Source organism: Streptomyces sp. NPDC058796 (assembly GCF_042745235.1).
Taxonomy (GTDB): Bacteria; Actinomycetota; Actinomycetes; order Streptomycetales; family Streptomycetaceae; genus Streptomyces.
This window is the reverse complement of the sequence record NZ_JBHYOP010000011.1, coordinates 31,158-45,163: the sequence shown is the minus strand read 5'-3', so window position 1 is coordinate 45,163 and position 14,006 is coordinate 31,158. Positions and strand designations below refer to the sequence as shown.

The 14,006-nt window shown below is 72.4% G+C and carries 18 protein-coding genes; 7 read left to right on the top strand and 11 right to left on the bottom strand.

The window, feature by feature from the left end; translation table 11 throughout:
* Positions 1 to 6 precede the first annotated feature (6 nt).
* Positions 7 to 1,188: an FAD-dependent monooxygenase gene (locus ACFW47_RS26290; protein WP_386285618.1), complete on the bottom strand. Its 1,182-nt coding sequence runs from the start codon at positions 1,186 to 1,188 to the stop codon at positions 7 to 9.
* Positions 1,189 to 1,289: 101 nt separating this feature from the next.
* On the opposite strand from ACFW47_RS26290, the gene ACFW47_RS26285 reads away from it, so the two are divergent.
* The 3 genes from ACFW47_RS26285 (at position 1,290) to ACFW47_RS26275 (ending at position 3,065) form a co-directional block, all read left to right on the top strand.
* Complete coding sequence (locus tag ACFW47_RS26285; protein WP_386307325.1) at positions 1,290 to 1,925, top strand: TetR/AcrR family transcriptional regulator; 636 nt, start codon at positions 1,290 to 1,292, stop codon at positions 1,923 to 1,925.
* Between the two features lie 14 nt (positions 1,926 to 1,939).
* Positions 1,940 to 2,452: a DinB family protein gene (locus ACFW47_RS26280; protein ID WP_386307323.1), complete on the top strand. Its 513-nt coding sequence runs from the start codon at positions 1,940 to 1,942 to the stop codon at positions 2,450 to 2,452.
* A 112-nt stretch (positions 2,453 to 2,564) separates the two neighbouring features.
* Positions 2,565 to 3,065 (top strand): hypothetical protein, encoded by a 501-nt coding sequence (locus ACFW47_RS26275; RefSeq protein ID WP_386307322.1) that lies wholly within the window; start codon positions 2,565 to 2,567, stop codon positions 3,063 to 3,065.
* Between the two features lie 31 nt (positions 3,066 to 3,096).
* On the opposite strand, the gene ACFW47_RS26270 is transcribed toward ACFW47_RS26275, so the two are convergent.
* From ACFW47_RS26270 to fabG, 5 genes are all read right to left on the bottom strand, one after another.
* Entirely contained in the window at positions 3,097 to 3,678 is a 582-nt protein-coding gene (locus ACFW47_RS26270; protein WP_386285626.1) for a hypothetical protein, read from the bottom strand.
* 88 nt (positions 3,679 to 3,766) lie between these two features.
* Positions 3,767 to 4,450, bottom strand: a complete 684-nt coding sequence (gene ung, locus ACFW47_RS26265) for a uracil-DNA glycosylase (protein ID WP_386285628.1) — start codon at positions 4,448 to 4,450, stop codon at positions 3,767 to 3,769.
* A gap of 94 nt (positions 4,451 to 4,544) precedes the next feature.
* Positions 4,545 to 6,131, bottom strand: a complete 1,587-nt coding sequence (locus ACFW47_RS26260) for an ABC transporter substrate-binding protein (RefSeq protein WP_386285630.1) — start codon at positions 6,129 to 6,131, stop codon at positions 4,545 to 4,547.
* Between the two features lie 210 nt (positions 6,132 to 6,341).
* A complete protein-coding gene (locus ACFW47_RS26255; protein WP_386285632.1) occupies positions 6,342 to 7,103 on the bottom strand; it encodes an SDR family oxidoreductase in 762 nt (253 codons plus the stop codon).
* Positions 7,104 to 7,146: 43 nt separating this feature from the next.
* Positions 7,147 to 7,908 carry a 3-oxoacyl-ACP reductase FabG gene (fabG, locus tag ACFW47_RS26250; RefSeq protein WP_386307321.1) on the bottom strand — a complete coding sequence of 254 codons (762 nt, stop codon included), beginning with the start codon at positions 7,906 to 7,908 and terminating at the stop codon, positions 7,147 to 7,149.
* Positions 7,909 to 8,179: 271 nt separating this feature from the next.
* Here fabG and ACFW47_RS26245 point away from each other — a divergent pair, with 271 nt between their 5' ends.
* Complete coding sequence (locus ACFW47_RS26245) at positions 8,180 to 8,923, top strand: hypothetical protein (RefSeq protein ID WP_386307319.1); 744 nt, start codon at positions 8,180 to 8,182, stop codon at positions 8,921 to 8,923.
* Between the two features lie 19 nt (positions 8,924 to 8,942).
* Here ACFW47_RS26245 and ACFW47_RS26240 read toward each other — a convergent pair whose 3' ends face one another.
* On the bottom strand, positions 8,943 to 9,326 hold the full coding sequence (locus ACFW47_RS26240) for a DUF3037 domain-containing protein (RefSeq protein WP_386285638.1): 384 nt from the start codon (positions 9,324 to 9,326) through the stop codon (positions 8,943 to 8,945).
* The gene (locus ACFW47_RS26235) at positions 9,323 to 10,084 is read right to left on the bottom strand and encodes a HipA family kinase (RefSeq protein WP_386285640.1); all 762 of its coding nucleotides are present in this window, start codon (positions 10,082 to 10,084) and stop codon (positions 9,323 to 9,325) included. Before ACFW47_RS26235 ends, ACFW47_RS26240 begins: the two co-directional genes overlap by 4 nt.
* 267 nt (positions 10,085 to 10,351) lie before the next feature.
* Here ACFW47_RS26235 and ACFW47_RS26230 point away from each other — a divergent pair, with 267 nt between their 5' ends.
* Positions 10,352 to 10,780, top strand: coding sequence for a DUF2267 domain-containing protein (locus ACFW47_RS26230; RefSeq protein WP_386285642.1), 429 nt, complete (start codon positions 10,352 to 10,354; stop codon positions 10,778 to 10,780).
* 29 nt (positions 10,781 to 10,809) lie between these two features.
* Here the strand turns inward: ACFW47_RS26230 and ACFW47_RS26225 are convergent, their stop codons facing one another.
* A complete protein-coding gene (locus ACFW47_RS26225; RefSeq protein ID WP_386285644.1) occupies positions 10,810 to 11,265 on the bottom strand; it encodes a hypothetical protein in 456 nt (151 codons plus the stop codon).
* Positions 11,266 to 11,541: 276 nt separating this feature from the next.
* Positions 11,542 to 11,748 carry an SDR family oxidoreductase gene (locus ACFW47_RS26220; RefSeq protein ID WP_386307318.1) on the bottom strand — a complete coding sequence of 69 codons (207 nt, stop codon included), beginning with the start codon at positions 11,746 to 11,748 and terminating at the stop codon, positions 11,542 to 11,544.
* 374 nt (positions 11,749 to 12,122) lie between these two features.
* Here ACFW47_RS26220 and ACFW47_RS26215 point away from each other — a divergent pair, with 374 nt between their 5' ends.
* On the top strand, positions 12,123 to 12,593 hold the full coding sequence (locus ACFW47_RS26215; RefSeq protein ID WP_386285648.1) for a Rieske (2Fe-2S) protein: 471 nt from the start codon (positions 12,123 to 12,125) through the stop codon (positions 12,591 to 12,593).
* A complete protein-coding gene (locus ACFW47_RS26210) occupies positions 12,590 to 13,057 on the top strand; it encodes a pyridoxamine 5'-phosphate oxidase family protein (protein WP_386307316.1) in 468 nt (155 codons plus the stop codon). The genes ACFW47_RS26215 and ACFW47_RS26210 overlap by 4 nt, the downstream gene beginning before the upstream one ends.
* 19 nt (positions 13,058 to 13,076) lie before the next feature.
* Here ACFW47_RS26210 and ACFW47_RS26205 read toward each other — a convergent pair whose 3' ends face one another.
* Positions 13,077 to 13,979, bottom strand: coding sequence for a LysR family transcriptional regulator (locus ACFW47_RS26205; protein WP_386285652.1), 903 nt, complete (start codon positions 13,977 to 13,979; stop codon positions 13,077 to 13,079).
* Between the last annotated feature and the right edge of the window lie 27 nt (positions 13,980 to 14,006).

The following is a 14,006-nucleotide window of genomic DNA, read 5'->3' as shown; positions in this document are numbered from 1 at the left end:
GCTCCTCTAACGCTCGCCTGCCTGGGTCTGCCGGGAAGCATACGGGGGTTGCGGGGGCCGCCAGTCGGCGATGCCGTCGAAGCTCCGCAGGAAGAGGGCGGGTCCGGCCTTGGAGAGCGCGGCGATCGCGGTGTCGCGTACGGCGGTGCCGGCCCGGCCGGTCATCAGGTTGAGGCGGGCGACCTTCACGGCCTGGCGGGCGACGGCGGTGGTACGGGGCAGGCGCGCTGCCGTGTAGGCGGCGAGGTCGTCGCAGTGGTGGGCGAGCACGATCGCGTCCTCGATCGCCTGGTTGCCGCCCTGGCCGAGGGTGGGCGGCATGGCGTGCGCGGCGTCGCCGACGAGGGCGACCCTGCCTTGGTGGTAGGCGGGCAGCGGCTCGGTGATGTGGTGCACGTCGTGGCGCAGGACGTCCTCGGGGCGGGCGGCGGCGAGGACGGCGGGGATGGGGTCGTGCCAGTCGCCGTACCGGTGCAGCAGCTCGGCCTTCTCGTCGGACGCGTGCCCGCCCGCCGGGGCGACGGCGGCGGCGTAGGCGTAGACCCGGCCGTCCTTGAGCGGATGCGTGCCCCAGATGCGGCCCCGGCCCCACGTCTCGTGCGAGGCGAAGTCGGCGCCGGGGACCGGGATCACCACCCGCCAGGTGGTGAAGCCGGAGTAGACGGGACCCGGATGGTGCGGGAACAGCGTGCCGCGCGCGCCGGAGTGGATGCCGTCGGCCGCGACGACCAGGTCGGCCTCCAGCTCGCCGTCCGGGGTGCGCACGCGTGCCGGCCGGTCGCGGTCGCCGGGGTCGGTGAGCCGCGTGTCGGCGGCCGTGCGGACGGCGTCCGCCGGCAGCAGCGCGGCGAGACGGTCGATGAGCGTGGCCCGGTGCAGCAGCACCAGCGGACCGCCGAACCGTGCCGCGGCGGCCTCGGCGTTCGAGCGGGAGAGCCAGCGTCCGCCCGGTGTGCGCAGTCCTCCGTCGCCCTGCCAGGCGGCGAGGCCGCGGATCTCGTCTCCGAGCCCGATGACGTCCAGGGCGCGCAGCGCGTTGGGCGACAGGGAGATCGCCGCGCCGATCGGCTGGAGCGAGGCGGCCCGCTCCAGGACGGTGACGCGCAGACCGCGCTGGTGCAGGGCCGCCGCCGCGGTCAGCCCGCCGATTCCGCCGCCGATCACGACGGCCCGTTCCGTGCCTGGCATGACTCTGTCCCTTCTCCGGCCCACCACTGCTCACTACAGATGTAGTGAAGCCTTCGACTCGACTGTACTACAGCCGTAGTGCGGAAGGTAGGTTGGCCTTCATGTCCGCACGCACCGCACCCCCCGCGCCCCCCACGGGCGCCTCCCGCGCCGACCTCGTCGCCGACGCCGCTCTCGCGCTGCTCGCCGAGCGCGGTATGCGCGGACTCACGCACCGCGCGGTCGACGAGGCGGCCGCGCTCCCCCAGGGCTCCACCTCCAACATCGCGCGGACCCGGCAGGCGCTCCTGGAACTGGCGGTGCGCCGCCTGGCCGACCGGGAGGCGCGGGTGCTGGCGCTGCACGAGATGCCGGACCCGCGGGCCGGTCTCGACGCCCTGGTGGACTCGCTGGCGCTGGCGACACACCGGGCACTGACCCGGAACCGCGAACTGACCCTGGCCCGCTACGAACTGGCCCTGGAGGCCACGCGCCGCCCGGAACTGCGGGCCCACTTCGATGCGGCGGGCGTCCGGTTCCGGGAGCAGCTGGGCGCGCTCGTCACCGGCATGGGCTCGGCCCACCCCGCCCGGCATGTGCTGTCGCTGGTCGCGTGGGCGGACGGGCTGATGTTCAGCTGCGTGGCCGGGTCCTTCCACGCCGAGGTTCCGGGCCTGGCCGAGGTGCGGGCCGGGTTGCGCGAGGTGCTGGACGGGCTGCTGGGCGGAAAACCCGATGGTGGGCGGGACACCGGGTGAGCGAGGATGCCGCCATGACGACCGAGCGCCGCGAACCCGCCCCCGAATCCGACGAACGCACCATGCTGGAGGGCTGGCTGGAGTACCACCGGCAGACTCTCGCGTGGAAGTGCGAGGGCCTCACCGACGCCCAGCTCAGGACCACGTCCGTCGCGCCCTCCACGCTGTCCCTGATGGGACTGGTGCGGCATATGGCCGAGGTGGAGCGCAGCTGGTACCGCAGAGTGCTGGCCGACGAGGACGCCGGCCCCATCTACTACACCGACGCCGACCCGGACGGCGAGTTCCGCCTGACCGAGTCGGACACCTACGCGGACGCCCACGCCACCTGGCAGGCCGAGATCGAGGCGGCCCGGCGCAACGCGGCCGGCGTTCCCCTCGACGCACCGACCCGGGGCAAGCACCGGCGCACCGGTGAGCGCTACACCCTGCGCTGGATCCACACCCACATGATCGAGGAGTACGCGCGCCACAACGGGCACGCCGACCTGCTCCGCGAACGCGTCGACGGCGTCACGGGCGACTGACGTCACCCCCGGCGGTGCACGGGTCTCCGTACGGGGCCGGAGATCACCCGTGCGGGGCAACCTCCGCCTGTCCGCCGTCGCGGCAGGGGCCCGACCCGCCAGAGTGGCGCGAGTGCATCGAACGACGACCACCGCAGCTCTCCTGGTGACCGTGGCCGCGGCCCTGACCGGCTGTACGACGGTCCAGGGCCCGACCGCGGCCGACCCGTCGGCAGCCGGCGCCCGCTCGACCGCGCCGCGTCCGGACGGTCCGGCCGAACCACGGGTCGTGCAGGCGCCGGCCCGCGAGGCCCTGGAGATGATCGGCCCCTCCCGGGCCCCGGACCGCCCGGCCGACGAGACGCGCCGTACGACACCCCCGGCGGACCCGCCGGAGCACGAGCCGCCGACCGCCCGGGTCCGCCCGGGACACCAGCCGCCCCTGACCCGCCCCGAGGCGCCGGAGCGGACCCGTGCGCCCGAGCACCCCCGTGCCGTGGTTCCCGACGTCCCGCGGTCGCCCGGCGCCGACACCGGCAAGGACGCGGACATCTGCTCCCTGGGCAAGAAGTACGGCGGCTGGCGTCCGGGCAGCCCCGAGGCGGTCATCTGCGACCGGACGTACGGCCGTTGAGGCCGGGGCGAGCCCTGCGCCGGCGGCCGGACTACGGCCGTTGCCGCGGCGGCCCCCACCACCCGTCGGGGCGGTCGGGCCCGTCCGTGGGCGGCCCGGCGTCGCCCGTCGGCCCGGCGTCGGCCAGGCGCCGGGCCAGCCGGTCGATCGCCGCGCGCACACCCTCGCCGTAACGGTCGAACGCCAAGGCGCCGGCGGCCGTGCGAGCGCGCCGCAGGTGCAGCCGGGCGGCCTCGCGGTGGCCGAGGCGGTCGTAGTCGGCGGCCAGGTTCAGATGCAGCGAGGGGTAGAGGGCCCGCGCGGCCAGCTCGCCGCCCTCGCCCTCGCCCCCGTCCCCGCCTCGGCCGGCCGGAGCGCCGTCCGCCAGTTCCTCGGCGGCCGACAGAGCCCGCAGGTCCCAGGCCAGTTCGTCACCCGGGTCGTCCTGGGTGTCGGCCAGGTAGTGGGCGAGGGTGCAGCGGTGCAGCGGGTCGCCGTGCTCACCGATCTCCGCCCACAGGCTCAGGAACCGGAGCCGGGCCTCCTCGCGGTCACCCGCGTGGTGCAGCATCGCGACCTGCCCGATCCGCGTCAGGACGGCGTCCGGCGCCGCCTGCTCCTGTCCCTTGGCCACCGCGTCCTCCGTGCCCGTCGTCGGCTGTCCCCGACGACGCTAACGGCACATACCGGTAATCCCGGTCAGGTGGCCCGAAACGCGCGAGTCAGCCCAGGTTCGGGATGGTCCAGTCGATCGCCTCGTGGCCCTGCGCCGCGACCGCCTCGTTGATCTGCGTGAACGGGCGGGAACCGAAGAACTTCTTCGCCGACAGCGGCGAGGGGTGCGCGCCCTTGACCACCGCGTGCCGCGCCTCGTCGATCAGCGGCAGCTTCTTCTGCGCGTAGTTGCCCCACAGGACGAACACCGCCGGGTCGGGCCGGTTCGCCACCGCGCGGATCACCGCGTCGGTGAACAGCTCCCAGCCGCGGGCCTTGTGCGAGTTCGCCTCGCCGGCCCGGACCGTGAGCACCGCGTTGAGCAGCAGGACGCCCTGCTTGGCCCACGGCATCAGGTAGCCGTTGTCCGGGATCGGGGTGTCCAGCTCCGCGTGCATCTCCTTGTAGATGTTGCGCAGGGACGGCGGGACCTTCACGCCGGGCCGGACCGAGAAGCACAGCCCGTGGCCCTGTCCCTCGCCGTGGTACGGGTCCTGCCCGAGGACCAGCACCTTCACCCGGTCGTACGGCGTGGCCTCCAGCGCGGCGAAGACCTCCTCGCGCGGGGGGTAGACGGGGCCGTTCGCCCGCTCCTCCTCGACGAACTCCATCAGCTCCTTGAAGTAGGGCTCCTGCAGTTCGCCGCCCAGCACCTCGCGCCAGGACTCGGGCAGCATGGCGATGTCGGTCACGTCAACTTCCTTACGCTGTGCGGTCGCTTCCAGTCCTCAAGAACCTACCGGCGACCACTGACAACGGACGCACCCACCGGGGGAACCGCGGCGCCTACCAGCTGGTCTTGCGGTACAGCTGCCACATCATCATGATCGTCGACGGGTCCATGGCCCGCTCCGCGCCCGAGATCTCGGTGCTGGTGGCCACGTACTGCTTGCCCTGCCACAGCGGCAGCAGCCGCGCGTCGTCGACGATGATCTGCTGCGCGCGTTCGAAGTCCTTCTCCACGTTGGCGCGGTCGCTCTCCTGGCGTGAGCGCGGCAGCAGCTCACCGGTGATCTCCGGTGCCGGGTAGGGCGTCCCCAGCGCGTTCTGCTCACCGACGAAGGGCGCGATGAAGTTCTCCGCGTCGGGGAAGTCGGGCGACCAGCCGCGTCCGAACACCGGGTACTCGCCCTTCTGGTAGCCGGTGACGTACGTCTTCCAGGGCCGGCTCTTCAGCGTGATGTCGAACAGGCCCGAGGCGTCGAGCTGGCGCTTGATCTCCTTGAACTCCAGCGCCGTCTCCGAGCCGTAGCGGTCGCTCGTGTACCAGAGGGTGAGCGGGACGGGTTCGGTGATGCCGGCGTCGGTGAGGATCTCGCGGGCCTTGTCGACGCTGGGGTCGCCGTAGTCGTCGAAGAAGCCCGTGGTGTGACCGGTCAGGCCCTTGGGGACCATCGAGTACAGCGGGTCGACGGTGTCCTGGTAGATCTCGTGGGCGATCGCGTTCCGGTCGATCACCTGGGCGACGGCCTGGCGCACCTGCTTGCGGCCCGCCCACGGGTCCTCGGGGTTGAAGACGAGGTAGCGGATCTCCGTGCCGCTGCCCTCGACCAGCTGGAGGTCCTCGTCCTTGCTGGTCCTGCCCTGCAGCGTGATGATGTCGTCGGCCGCCAGCCCCCGGTAGGTGACGTGGATGTCCCCGTCGCGCAGGGCCTTCACCATGCCGGCGGAGTCGTCGAAGTAGCGGATGGTGACCGCGTTGTTGTGGCGCTCGGCGAAGCCCTTGTAGCGGTCGTTGCGGACGAGTTCGGCCCGTTCTCCGTCCTCGTACGACTGGAGCGTGTACGGGCCCGAGCCGACGATCTTGCCGTCCTCGCGCAGGGCGTCCGCCGGGTAGCCGCCCGGTTCGACGATCGACATGGCGGGTGTGGCGAGCACGAAGGGGAAGGTGGCGTCGGGCTTGTCGAGGTGGAAGACCACTTCCCGCTCGCTCGGTGCCTGGACCCTGTCGAGGGTGCCCAGCAGTCCGGCCGGGCCGCCGTTGACGTTGATGTCCTTGATCCGGTCGATCGAGTGCTTGACCGCCTGGGCGTCCAGCGGCTCCCCGTTGGAGAAGGTGAGGCCCTTGCGCAGCTCGCAGCGGTACACCTGGTTCGTGGAGTCGGTGAACGCGCAGTTCTCGGCGGCGTCGGGCTCGGGCGCGGTCGCACCGTTGGGGTAGCTGAGGAGCGTCTGGTAGACGTTGCGGAACAGCTCCCAGGAGCCGTCCCAGGAGGCCGCCGGGTCGAGGGTGCTGGGTGCGCTGGTCGTGCCCACCACGATCGGCCCCTCGTCCTCCGAACTGTCGGACGACAGGATGCCGCACCCGGTCACCAGCGTTGATATGGACACGATGGCCGCGATCCGCCGCAGGCCTCGGTTCCGGTTGAACACGCGCACGCTCCTCGATCCGCCGTACCAAGGGTCGGCAGACCATACCGCAGCCCCACGCCACCTGAACCCCCTTCTGAACAGGGGTTTTGATCATTTGGCGATGACTACGTTGTCATCACCCCGCGGTCTCGAAACGCGGACACGGGCGTCGTCGTCGTTCGACGGCGCCCGTGTCCCGGGTGTGTGTTCCGGCGGGCGGGAGGGGTGAGATCAGGCCACGCCCGCGTTGAGGAAGATCCCGCCGTCCACCACGAGCGTCTGACCGGTGACCCAGGCGGACTGCTCCGAGGTGAGGAAGGCGGCGGCGCCACCGATGTCCGAGGGCACGCCGAGCCGGCCCAGCGGGTAGCCCGCCGCGGCCTCCTCCTCGCGGCCCTCGTACAGGGCGGCGGCGAACTTGGTCTTCACGACCGCCGGGGCGATCGCGTTGACCCGCACTCCCGGCGCGAACTCGTGCGCCAGCTGAGCCGTGAGGTTGATCAGCGCGGCCTTGCTGACGCCGTAGGCGGCGATGAAGGGCGAGGGCGACAGGCCAGCGACAGAGGCGATGTTGACGATCGCGCCGCCGTTGTCCTTCTGCCAGGCGTGCCAGGTGCGCTGGGCGAAGCCGAGCGCCGAGACCACGTTGGTCTCGAAGACCTTGCGCGCGACGTTCAGGTCGAGGTCGGCGATCGGCCCGAAGACCGGGTTGGTGCCGGCGTTGTTGACCAGGAAGTCGACGCGGCCGAAGGCCTCCATCGTGCGCTCGACGGCGACGGCCTGGTGGGCCTCGTCGTGCGCCTTGCCCGCGACGCCGATGACCCGGTCGGCGCCGAGCTTGTCGACGGCCTCCTTCAGCGTGTCCTCGTTGCGGCCGGTGATGCAGACGCGGTCGCCGCGGGCGACGAGCGCCTCGGCGACGCCGTAGCCGATGCCCCGGCTGGCGCCGGTGACGAGCGCGACCTTGCCGGAGAGGGCGGGGAGTTCAGTCATGTCAGTGGTCCCTAATCCCAGTGTTCCCTAGTCTCCGCCCGCCCTAGTCGAGCGGTCCGCCGGCGACGTACAGCACCTGGCCGGAGACGAATCCGGCCGCCTCGCCGGTGAAGAAGGCGATGGCGTTGGCGATGTCGTCGGGCTCGCCGACCCGGGCGACCGGGATCTGGGTGGCGGCGGCGGCCTTGAAGTCGTCGAAGCCCATGCCGACGCGGTCGGCGGTGGCCTTGGTCATCTCGGTGGCGATGAAACCGGGGGCGACGGCGTTGGCGGTGACGCCGAACTTGCCGAGCTCCTTGGCCAGGGTCTTGGTGAAGCCCTGCAGACCGGCCTTGGCGGCGGAGTAGTTGACCTGGCCGCGGTTGCCGAGCGCGGAGGACGAGGACAGGTTGACGATGCGGCCGAAGCCGGCGTCCACCATGTGCTTCTGGCACGCCTTCGACATCAGGAAGGCGCCGCGCAGGTGCACGTTCATGACGGTGTCCCAGTCGGAGACGCTCATCTTGAACAGCAGGTTGTCGCGCAGCACGCCCGCGTTGTTCACGAGGATGGTCGGCGCGCCCAGCTCCTCGGCGATCCGGGCGACGGCCGCCTCGACCTGCGCCTCGTCGGAGACGTCACAGCCGACCGCGATGGCCTTGCCGCCGGCCGCGGTGATCTTCTCGACGGTGTCCTTGCAGGCGGCCTCGTCGAGGTCGATGACGGCGACGGCGCGGCCTTCGGCGGCCAGTCGTACGGCCGTGGCGGCACCGATGCCGCGCGCGGCTCCGGTGACGACGGCGACCCGCTGCTCAGTGGTGGACATTGCTGCTTCTCCTCGTCCTGGGGATGCGGCCCGTGCGGGATTCCACGGCCTCACCTTGGGTGAGCGACCGCTTAGTACCTTCCGCAGACGTGACGCTAGAAGCCCTGGCACCCGGTGTCAACGGGACACCGGTGCGGTGTGATCCATTCCCCGGCGGCCGAGCGCCGGTCCCGGTGCCGCGCTCGCCCGATCGGCCCAGCGCTGCGGGCCGCCGTGCCGCCGCGCGCCTAGCGTCGGAGCGGAGCCATTCGTGGCCGGAAAGGAGGCGTCCATGCGCCGTCGTACCGGTGCCGCAGGCATAGCCGTCGCGATCGCCGCGATCGTGCCGCTGGCCGACCCCGCACACGCCCAGGACCCGGATTCCTGGACCCTCACCCACCAGAAGGCGGTCCAGCCCGTCTCCGACAGCGACCCGGGCGGCGCCGACCCGTGGTCGCCCGACGCGCTGTCCCCGGACGCACTCTCGCCGGACGCACTCGACGACGGACCGCCGAGCGACGGAGGGACCGGCGAAGCCGGAGCCGGCACGGGCCGCCCCGGTGAGGGCGGGCTCGAGGAGTACCGCCCCGACGAGACAGGGCTGGAGGAGTACCGCCCGGACCAGGGCGGGAGCAGTGAGTCGGGATTCGGCCAGGACCGCCCCGAAGAGGGCCGGACCGAACAGGCCGTCCCCGGTCAGACGGGCCTCGACCAGGCCGGGATCGGTGCCGCCCGGGAGGCGGACGGAGGCGCGGCCGGTGGGGCGCCGCCGCGTCGGGACGCGCCGCCGACCATCTCCGCGACCTCCAAGCCGCGTCCCACCACCCCGGCCCCGGTCGCCACAGCCGCACCGACCACTGCCGTGCCGGGTCCCGCGACGTCGCCGGCGGCCACGCCGACGCTCGGCACCCAGGGCGGACTGGGCGGAGCCTCGGGCACGGGCCCGAGCGGCAGGGACATCGGCATCGGCCTGACCGGCGTGGCGGGCGTCGCGATCGCCGCCGCCTTCGTACTCAGGCACCGCCGTCGCGTCTGACACCGGGCAGGCGGGCCGCCTACCGCACCAGCAGTTCGAGGAGCCGTTCCGTCTCGGCCGCCGGATCGCCGGTGAGGCCGGTGTGGACGGGGCCGGGCTGGACGATCGTGGAGCGGGGCGCGATCAGCCAGCGGAAACGGCGCCCCGGATCGTCGCCGGCCGCCTGCCCCGCCGCGTCCCCGCCGGCGCAGACGCCCTCTACGGCACGGAGCGCGGCGCGGACGCCGGGCAGGTCCACGTGCGGGTCGAGGGCCAGCAGCCGGTTCTCGTCGAGGTGGGTGCGGACACCGACGTAGGACCTGGCCCGGCAGTACACGAGTACTCCGGCGTTGACGCACTCCCCGCGCTCGACGCGGGGGACGACGCGCAGCAGCGCGTACTCGTAGACGTGGCGGTCGCTCACCGGTCCCCCTCGGTACTGACGCGCTCGTGGATGGTCGCGGCCCGCTCGACCAGGGGCCGCGCGTAGGCGCGGCGCAGGTCGTCGGGGGTGGCGAAACCGGGTTCGTCCAGCAGCCAGACGTCCGGGATCTCAGCGGTGACCTCGGCGAGGAGTTCCTCGGTGACCAGGGGCGCGAGCGCGGCGGCGGCCGAGCGGATGTCCGGAGCGAAGCGGGCGAGGGCGTGGTCCGAGGCGTCGTAGGGCCGGGCGGCGGAGGCCTCGGCGCCGGGCCAGTTGTGGTGCCAGATCATGGTCGCGCCGTGGTCGACCAGCCAGACCTCGCCCTGCCGGCACAGCAGGTTGGGATTGCGCCAGGACCGGTCGACGTTGTTGACCAGCGCGTCGAACCACACGATCCGCCCGGCCTCCGCGGAGCCGACCTCGAAGGCGAGCGGGTCGAAGCCGAGGGCGCCGGAGAGGAAGTCCATGCCAAGGTTGGTGCCGCCGCTCGACTTGAGCAGTTCCTGCACCTGCTGGTCGGGCTCGCCGAGCCCGAGCACGGGGTCGAGGCCGACCGTCACCAGCCGCGGCACCCGAAGGCCCAGCCTGCGGGCGAGTTCCCCGCAGACCACCTCGGCGACGAGCGTCTTGCGCCCCTGGCCGGCGCCGGTGAACTTCAGGACGTACGTCCCGAGGTCGTCGGCCTCGATCAGTCCCGGGAGCGAGCCACCCTCACGCAGGGGCGTGATGTAGCGGGTGGCGGTGACGTGTCTCAGCATTCCGGAGCCAACCTGTCCCTTTGGCCGTGCTTTCCATGGCCGTCCGCCTTCGCTTCCGGCTTCTGGCATGAAGTGTGCATAGTAGCCGCCTCGTCGGTGGGGGCCCGGCGGCGCCGACGCCTCGGCCTCCTTTGACGTCTCGGACCGAGCGGTCCCCGGGCACCGGGATGCCGGCGGCCTTGTGTAGCGGCATCACGTCGGGTACCCGGCCGGTGGCCGCCCTGGCTCTGCCCGCAACAAGGCACCATGAGGAAGGACAGTCACCTCATGCAGCACGACGAGATGATCGGGAAAGTGCAGGACCTCGCTCAGCTGCCGGACCGAGGGTCGGCCGAACAGGCGACACGGGCCGTGCTGGAGACACTGGCCGAACGGCTGCCGTCCGCACTGGGGGACCACATCGCCGCTCAGCTGCCCCCTGCCCTGGCCACCGCCATGCGCCAGGTGACGCAGGAGCCCGCCGCCGACGGCGATCCGGCCACTTCGGGGGAGCGATTCGGCCTGACCGCGTTCACCGGCCGCATCGCCGGCCGCGCGGCGACGGACGACGACTCGGCAGTACAGCAGGCCGCGGCTGTGCTGGAGGTGCTCGACGCCGCCCTCACTCCGGAGCTGACGGACAAGATGGCCGGAGCACTGCCCGCCGACATTCGCGAGCTCCTTCCCGCCGGCCGCAGCACGGACGGCACGGACTGAACCGGGCCCTGGTCGCGGCACGTACTGCCTCACTTTCGCCCGGCCGACTGCCGTCGTCCGTGGGGCTGGGGCGGTCGCCGCGGGGGCGACTGCCGGGCAGCGTCTCCTGCACCGCGGCCAGAGCTGCCCGGCAGTGGATCGGCCGGCGGGCGGGACCGCTGGGGAGTAGCGGACCTGCGAACCCTGCCGTGCAGGGTCAGGTAGAACGTGCGCAGTGATTCCTCCGAGCTGCCCACCGCGAAGCAGTTGCGTACCTTGCCGAGGGGGTTCCAGGCTCGTCCGTCCGGCATCCGCACCCCGACCGGCTGGCCGAAGTAGGCGCGTTCGTCGGCGTCGAAGTCGACCCACGTCCCGCCGGCACGGCGGACGAGAACCTCCCCGACGTACGCCCCGAGCCCGAACAGCACCTGCGCGACCCGTGTCTCGTCCGCCGTGTTCTTGCGCAGTCCGTCGACGAGGAAGTCGACGACGCGAAGGCTCGCCACGGAATGGTCCAGCGGAAGCCTGCTGCGGACGGTGACACGCCGGACGAAGGCCGCTGAGACGGCCCGCATTTCCCGCGCACAAGGCACACGTTCGCCCATGTCACCCATGGGTCCGCTCCCCTCCGCCTGATCAGTGGAGGACGTGCTCCCGTCTTCCACATGACCAAGCGGATGCCTCCGCGAAGCCGTCACGACTTCGGGACGTGCGTAATCCCACACGAAGCGGTGCGACCTCCGGTACAACCATCTCGGCCTTCACACGTCCACGGGTTCCTCTCAGCGCAGCTTCACGGCCCCGCCGTCGGCCATGACCGTCTGCCCCGTCATGTACCGCGCGTCGTCGCTCGCGACGAAGCCCATGACGGGAGCGAGGTCCCGGTCGAGGTCGCCGAAGCGGCACAGCGGCACCGCGGCGGCGGGCTGGGCGTACTGCTCGGGACGGGCCTCGGCCCGTACGGCGGCGACACCTGCGGTCAGGGCCATCGGACAGACCACGTTGACCCGGATGTCGTGCTGGGCCGCATTCGTTGGCGGCGACCCGTCTCAGACCGCGGATCGCCTCTTTCGCCGCGGCGTAGGAGGACTGGTTCGGCTGACCGTTCAGACCGGCGCCGTATCCGAAGTCGCTGACGCCGGCGTTGCCGGTCTCCTTCAGCTCCCACGTTCCGGTCCAGGCCGCTCGGCCGCCGGACACCGGCATGTCGCGGTGACGGACGGGCCGACAGCGAAACGACAGCCGTGTTTTACGCCCGTCCGACCGCCGGCGCGACAACATCTCGGCACGGTCTGAACAGCATGTGTCCCGGGGCCGTACCTCTCGGCAGATCATCACGCATCCACCCGGAAGGAACCCCAGCATGGCCAGCGCACCGTTCCACCCCGCAGGACCGGCCCGTCGTACCGTCGTGGCGGCGGCCGGAGCGGCGGGGCTCGCCGTCGCGCTGACCGCGTGCTCGGGCTCCGGCGACGACGCGTCGGACGACAGCGGCGCCGCCGCCTCGCCGCCCGCCTCCGAGGGCGCGGGCGGCGAGGACGCCGGAGCCGCGCTGGCGGCCACCGCGGACATCCCCGAGGGCGGCGGGAAGGTCTTCGCCGACCAGAAGGTGGTGGTCACGCAGCCGACGGCGGGCGAGTTCAAGGCGTTCTCCGCAACCTGCACGCACCAGGGATGCGCCGTGAAGAGCGTGTCCGGCGGCGTCATCAACTGCCCCTGCCACAACAGCAACTTCTCGATCACCGACGGCAGTGTGCAGGGCGGCCCGGCGCCCAAACCGCTGCCGGCCGTACAGATCACGGTCAGCGGGGACTCGATCCGGCTGGCCGGATGACCGTCGCCCAGCGCCGGGGCCGGAAGATCATGATGACGCCCGGCGAGCTGGACGCCTTCCTCACCACCCAGCGCTCCTGCCGCGTCGCCACGGTGTCGGCCGACGGCGCCCCGCACGTGAGCACGCTCTGGTTCGTCTGGGACGGCTCCTCCATGTGGCTGTACTCGGTGGTGCGCAGCCGGCGCTGGGCGGACCTGCGGCGCGACCCCAGGGTGGCGATCGTGATCGACACCGGCGAGGAGTACGACGAGTTGCGGGGCGCGGAGCTGTCCGGCCGGGTGGAATGCGTGGGCGAGGCGCCGCGCACGGGCGAGCTGTGCGCCGAACTCGACTTCCCGGAGACGCTGTTCGCCCGCAAGAACCTCGGTCTGGAGGAGATGCCGCACGACGGCCGTCACGCCTGGCTGCGGCTGACGCCCGAGAAGGTCGTCTCCTGGGACTTCCGCAAGCTGGCGCCCCGGTAGGCGCTCCCCGCGGGCCCCCTCAGCCGAGCCGTCCCGCCGCCGTCCGCAGCGCCTCAACCGCCGCCCTGATCGACGGGCGGCGGTCGGCGTCCGCGCGCCAGACGACGTACACGTGCCGGCGCACCCGCTGCCTGAGCGGCACGGTGAGGACCCCCTGAGGCATCGGATGGCGGCCGAGCAGCGGGGCGATGCACACGCCGAGCCCCGCGGCGACCAGGCCGAGCTGGGTGTGGGTCTCGGCGGCGCGGTGGCCGATGATCGGCTCGATGCCCTTCGAGCGCAGCGTGAACATCAGCCACTCGTGGCAGAACTCGCCCTCCCCCCAAGTGATCCACTCGTCCTCGGCGAACTCGGCGAGGTCCACCTCTTCCCGGCCCGCGAGCCGGTGGCCGGCGGGCAGGGCCACGTCTGCCGGATCGTCCAGGAGCGGCGCCTTGACCAGGCCGTCGGGCAGCGGCATCGGCTTGTTGTACCAGTCGAGTACGACGGCCAGGTCCAGGTCGCCGCGCACCACGCCGCTGACGCCGCGCTCCGGCTCCAGCTCGCAGGAGCGGATGCGCAGCGCGGCGTGCTCGGCGCGCAGGGCGGCCAGTGCGGCGGGGAAGAGTCCGCGGGCGGCCGTCGGGAACGCCGAGATCCGCAGCTCGCCCGCCACCTGTCCGCGTTGCGCCTCCAGGTCGGCCTGGGCCAGCTCCACCTGGGACAGGATGCGGGCCGCGTGCTCGGCCAGCAGCCGGCCCGCGTCCGTGAGCCGTACGCCGCGCCCGTTCTTGGCGAGCAGTCGCTGTCCGGCCTCGCGCTCCAGCTTGGCCATCTGCTGGGAGACGGCGGAGGTGGTGATGTGCAGACCGGCGGCGGCGCCGCTCACCGATCCGTGCCGGGCCAGGGCATCGAGGGTGCGCAGGCGCTCCAGGTTCAACATGTAAGCGATTCTACGAGATACCGGGTG

Excerpts from the sequence above, each read along its gene's own strand:
- ACFW47_RS26290 (WP_386285618.1), bottom strand. The coding sequence starts at position 1,188 with ATGCCAGGCACGGAACGGGCCGTCGTGATCGGCGGCGGAATCGGCGGG.
- ACFW47_RS26285 (WP_386307325.1), top strand. The coding sequence starts at position 1,290 with ATGTCCGCACGCACCGCACCCCCCGCGCCCCCCACGGGCGCCTCCCGC.
- ACFW47_RS26280 (WP_386307323.1), top strand. The coding sequence starts at position 1,940 with ATGACGACCGAGCGCCGCGAACCCGCCCCCGAATCCGACGAACGCACC.
- ACFW47_RS26255 (WP_386285632.1), bottom strand. The coding sequence starts at position 7,103 with ATGACTGAACTCCCCGCCCTCTCCGGCAAGGTCGCGCTCGTCACCGGC.
- fabG (WP_386307321.1), bottom strand. The coding sequence starts at position 7,908 with ATGTCCACCACTGAGCAGCGGGTCGCCGTCGTCACCGGAGCCGCGCGC.
- ACFW47_RS26245 (WP_386307319.1), top strand. The coding sequence starts at position 8,180 with ATGCGCCGTCGTACCGGTGCCGCAGGCATAGCCGTCGCGATCGCCGCG.
- ACFW47_RS26235 (WP_386285640.1), bottom strand. The coding sequence starts at position 10,084 with ATGCTGAGACACGTCACCGCCACCCGCTACATCACGCCCCTGCGTGAG.
- ACFW47_RS26230 (WP_386285642.1), top strand. The coding sequence starts at position 10,352 with ATGCAGCACGACGAGATGATCGGGAAAGTGCAGGACCTCGCTCAGCTG.
- ACFW47_RS26220 (WP_386307318.1), bottom strand. The coding sequence starts at position 11,748 with ATGGCCCTGACCGCAGGTGTCGCCGCCGTACGGGCCGAGGCCCGTCCC.
- ACFW47_RS26215 (WP_386285648.1), top strand. The coding sequence starts at position 12,123 with ATGGCCAGCGCACCGTTCCACCCCGCAGGACCGGCCCGTCGTACCGTC.
- ACFW47_RS26210 (WP_386307316.1), top strand. The coding sequence starts at position 12,590 with ATGACCGTCGCCCAGCGCCGGGGCCGGAAGATCATGATGACGCCCGGC.
- ACFW47_RS26205 (WP_386285652.1), bottom strand. The coding sequence starts at position 13,979 with ATGTTGAACCTGGAGCGCCTGCGCACCCTCGATGCCCTGGCCCGGCAC.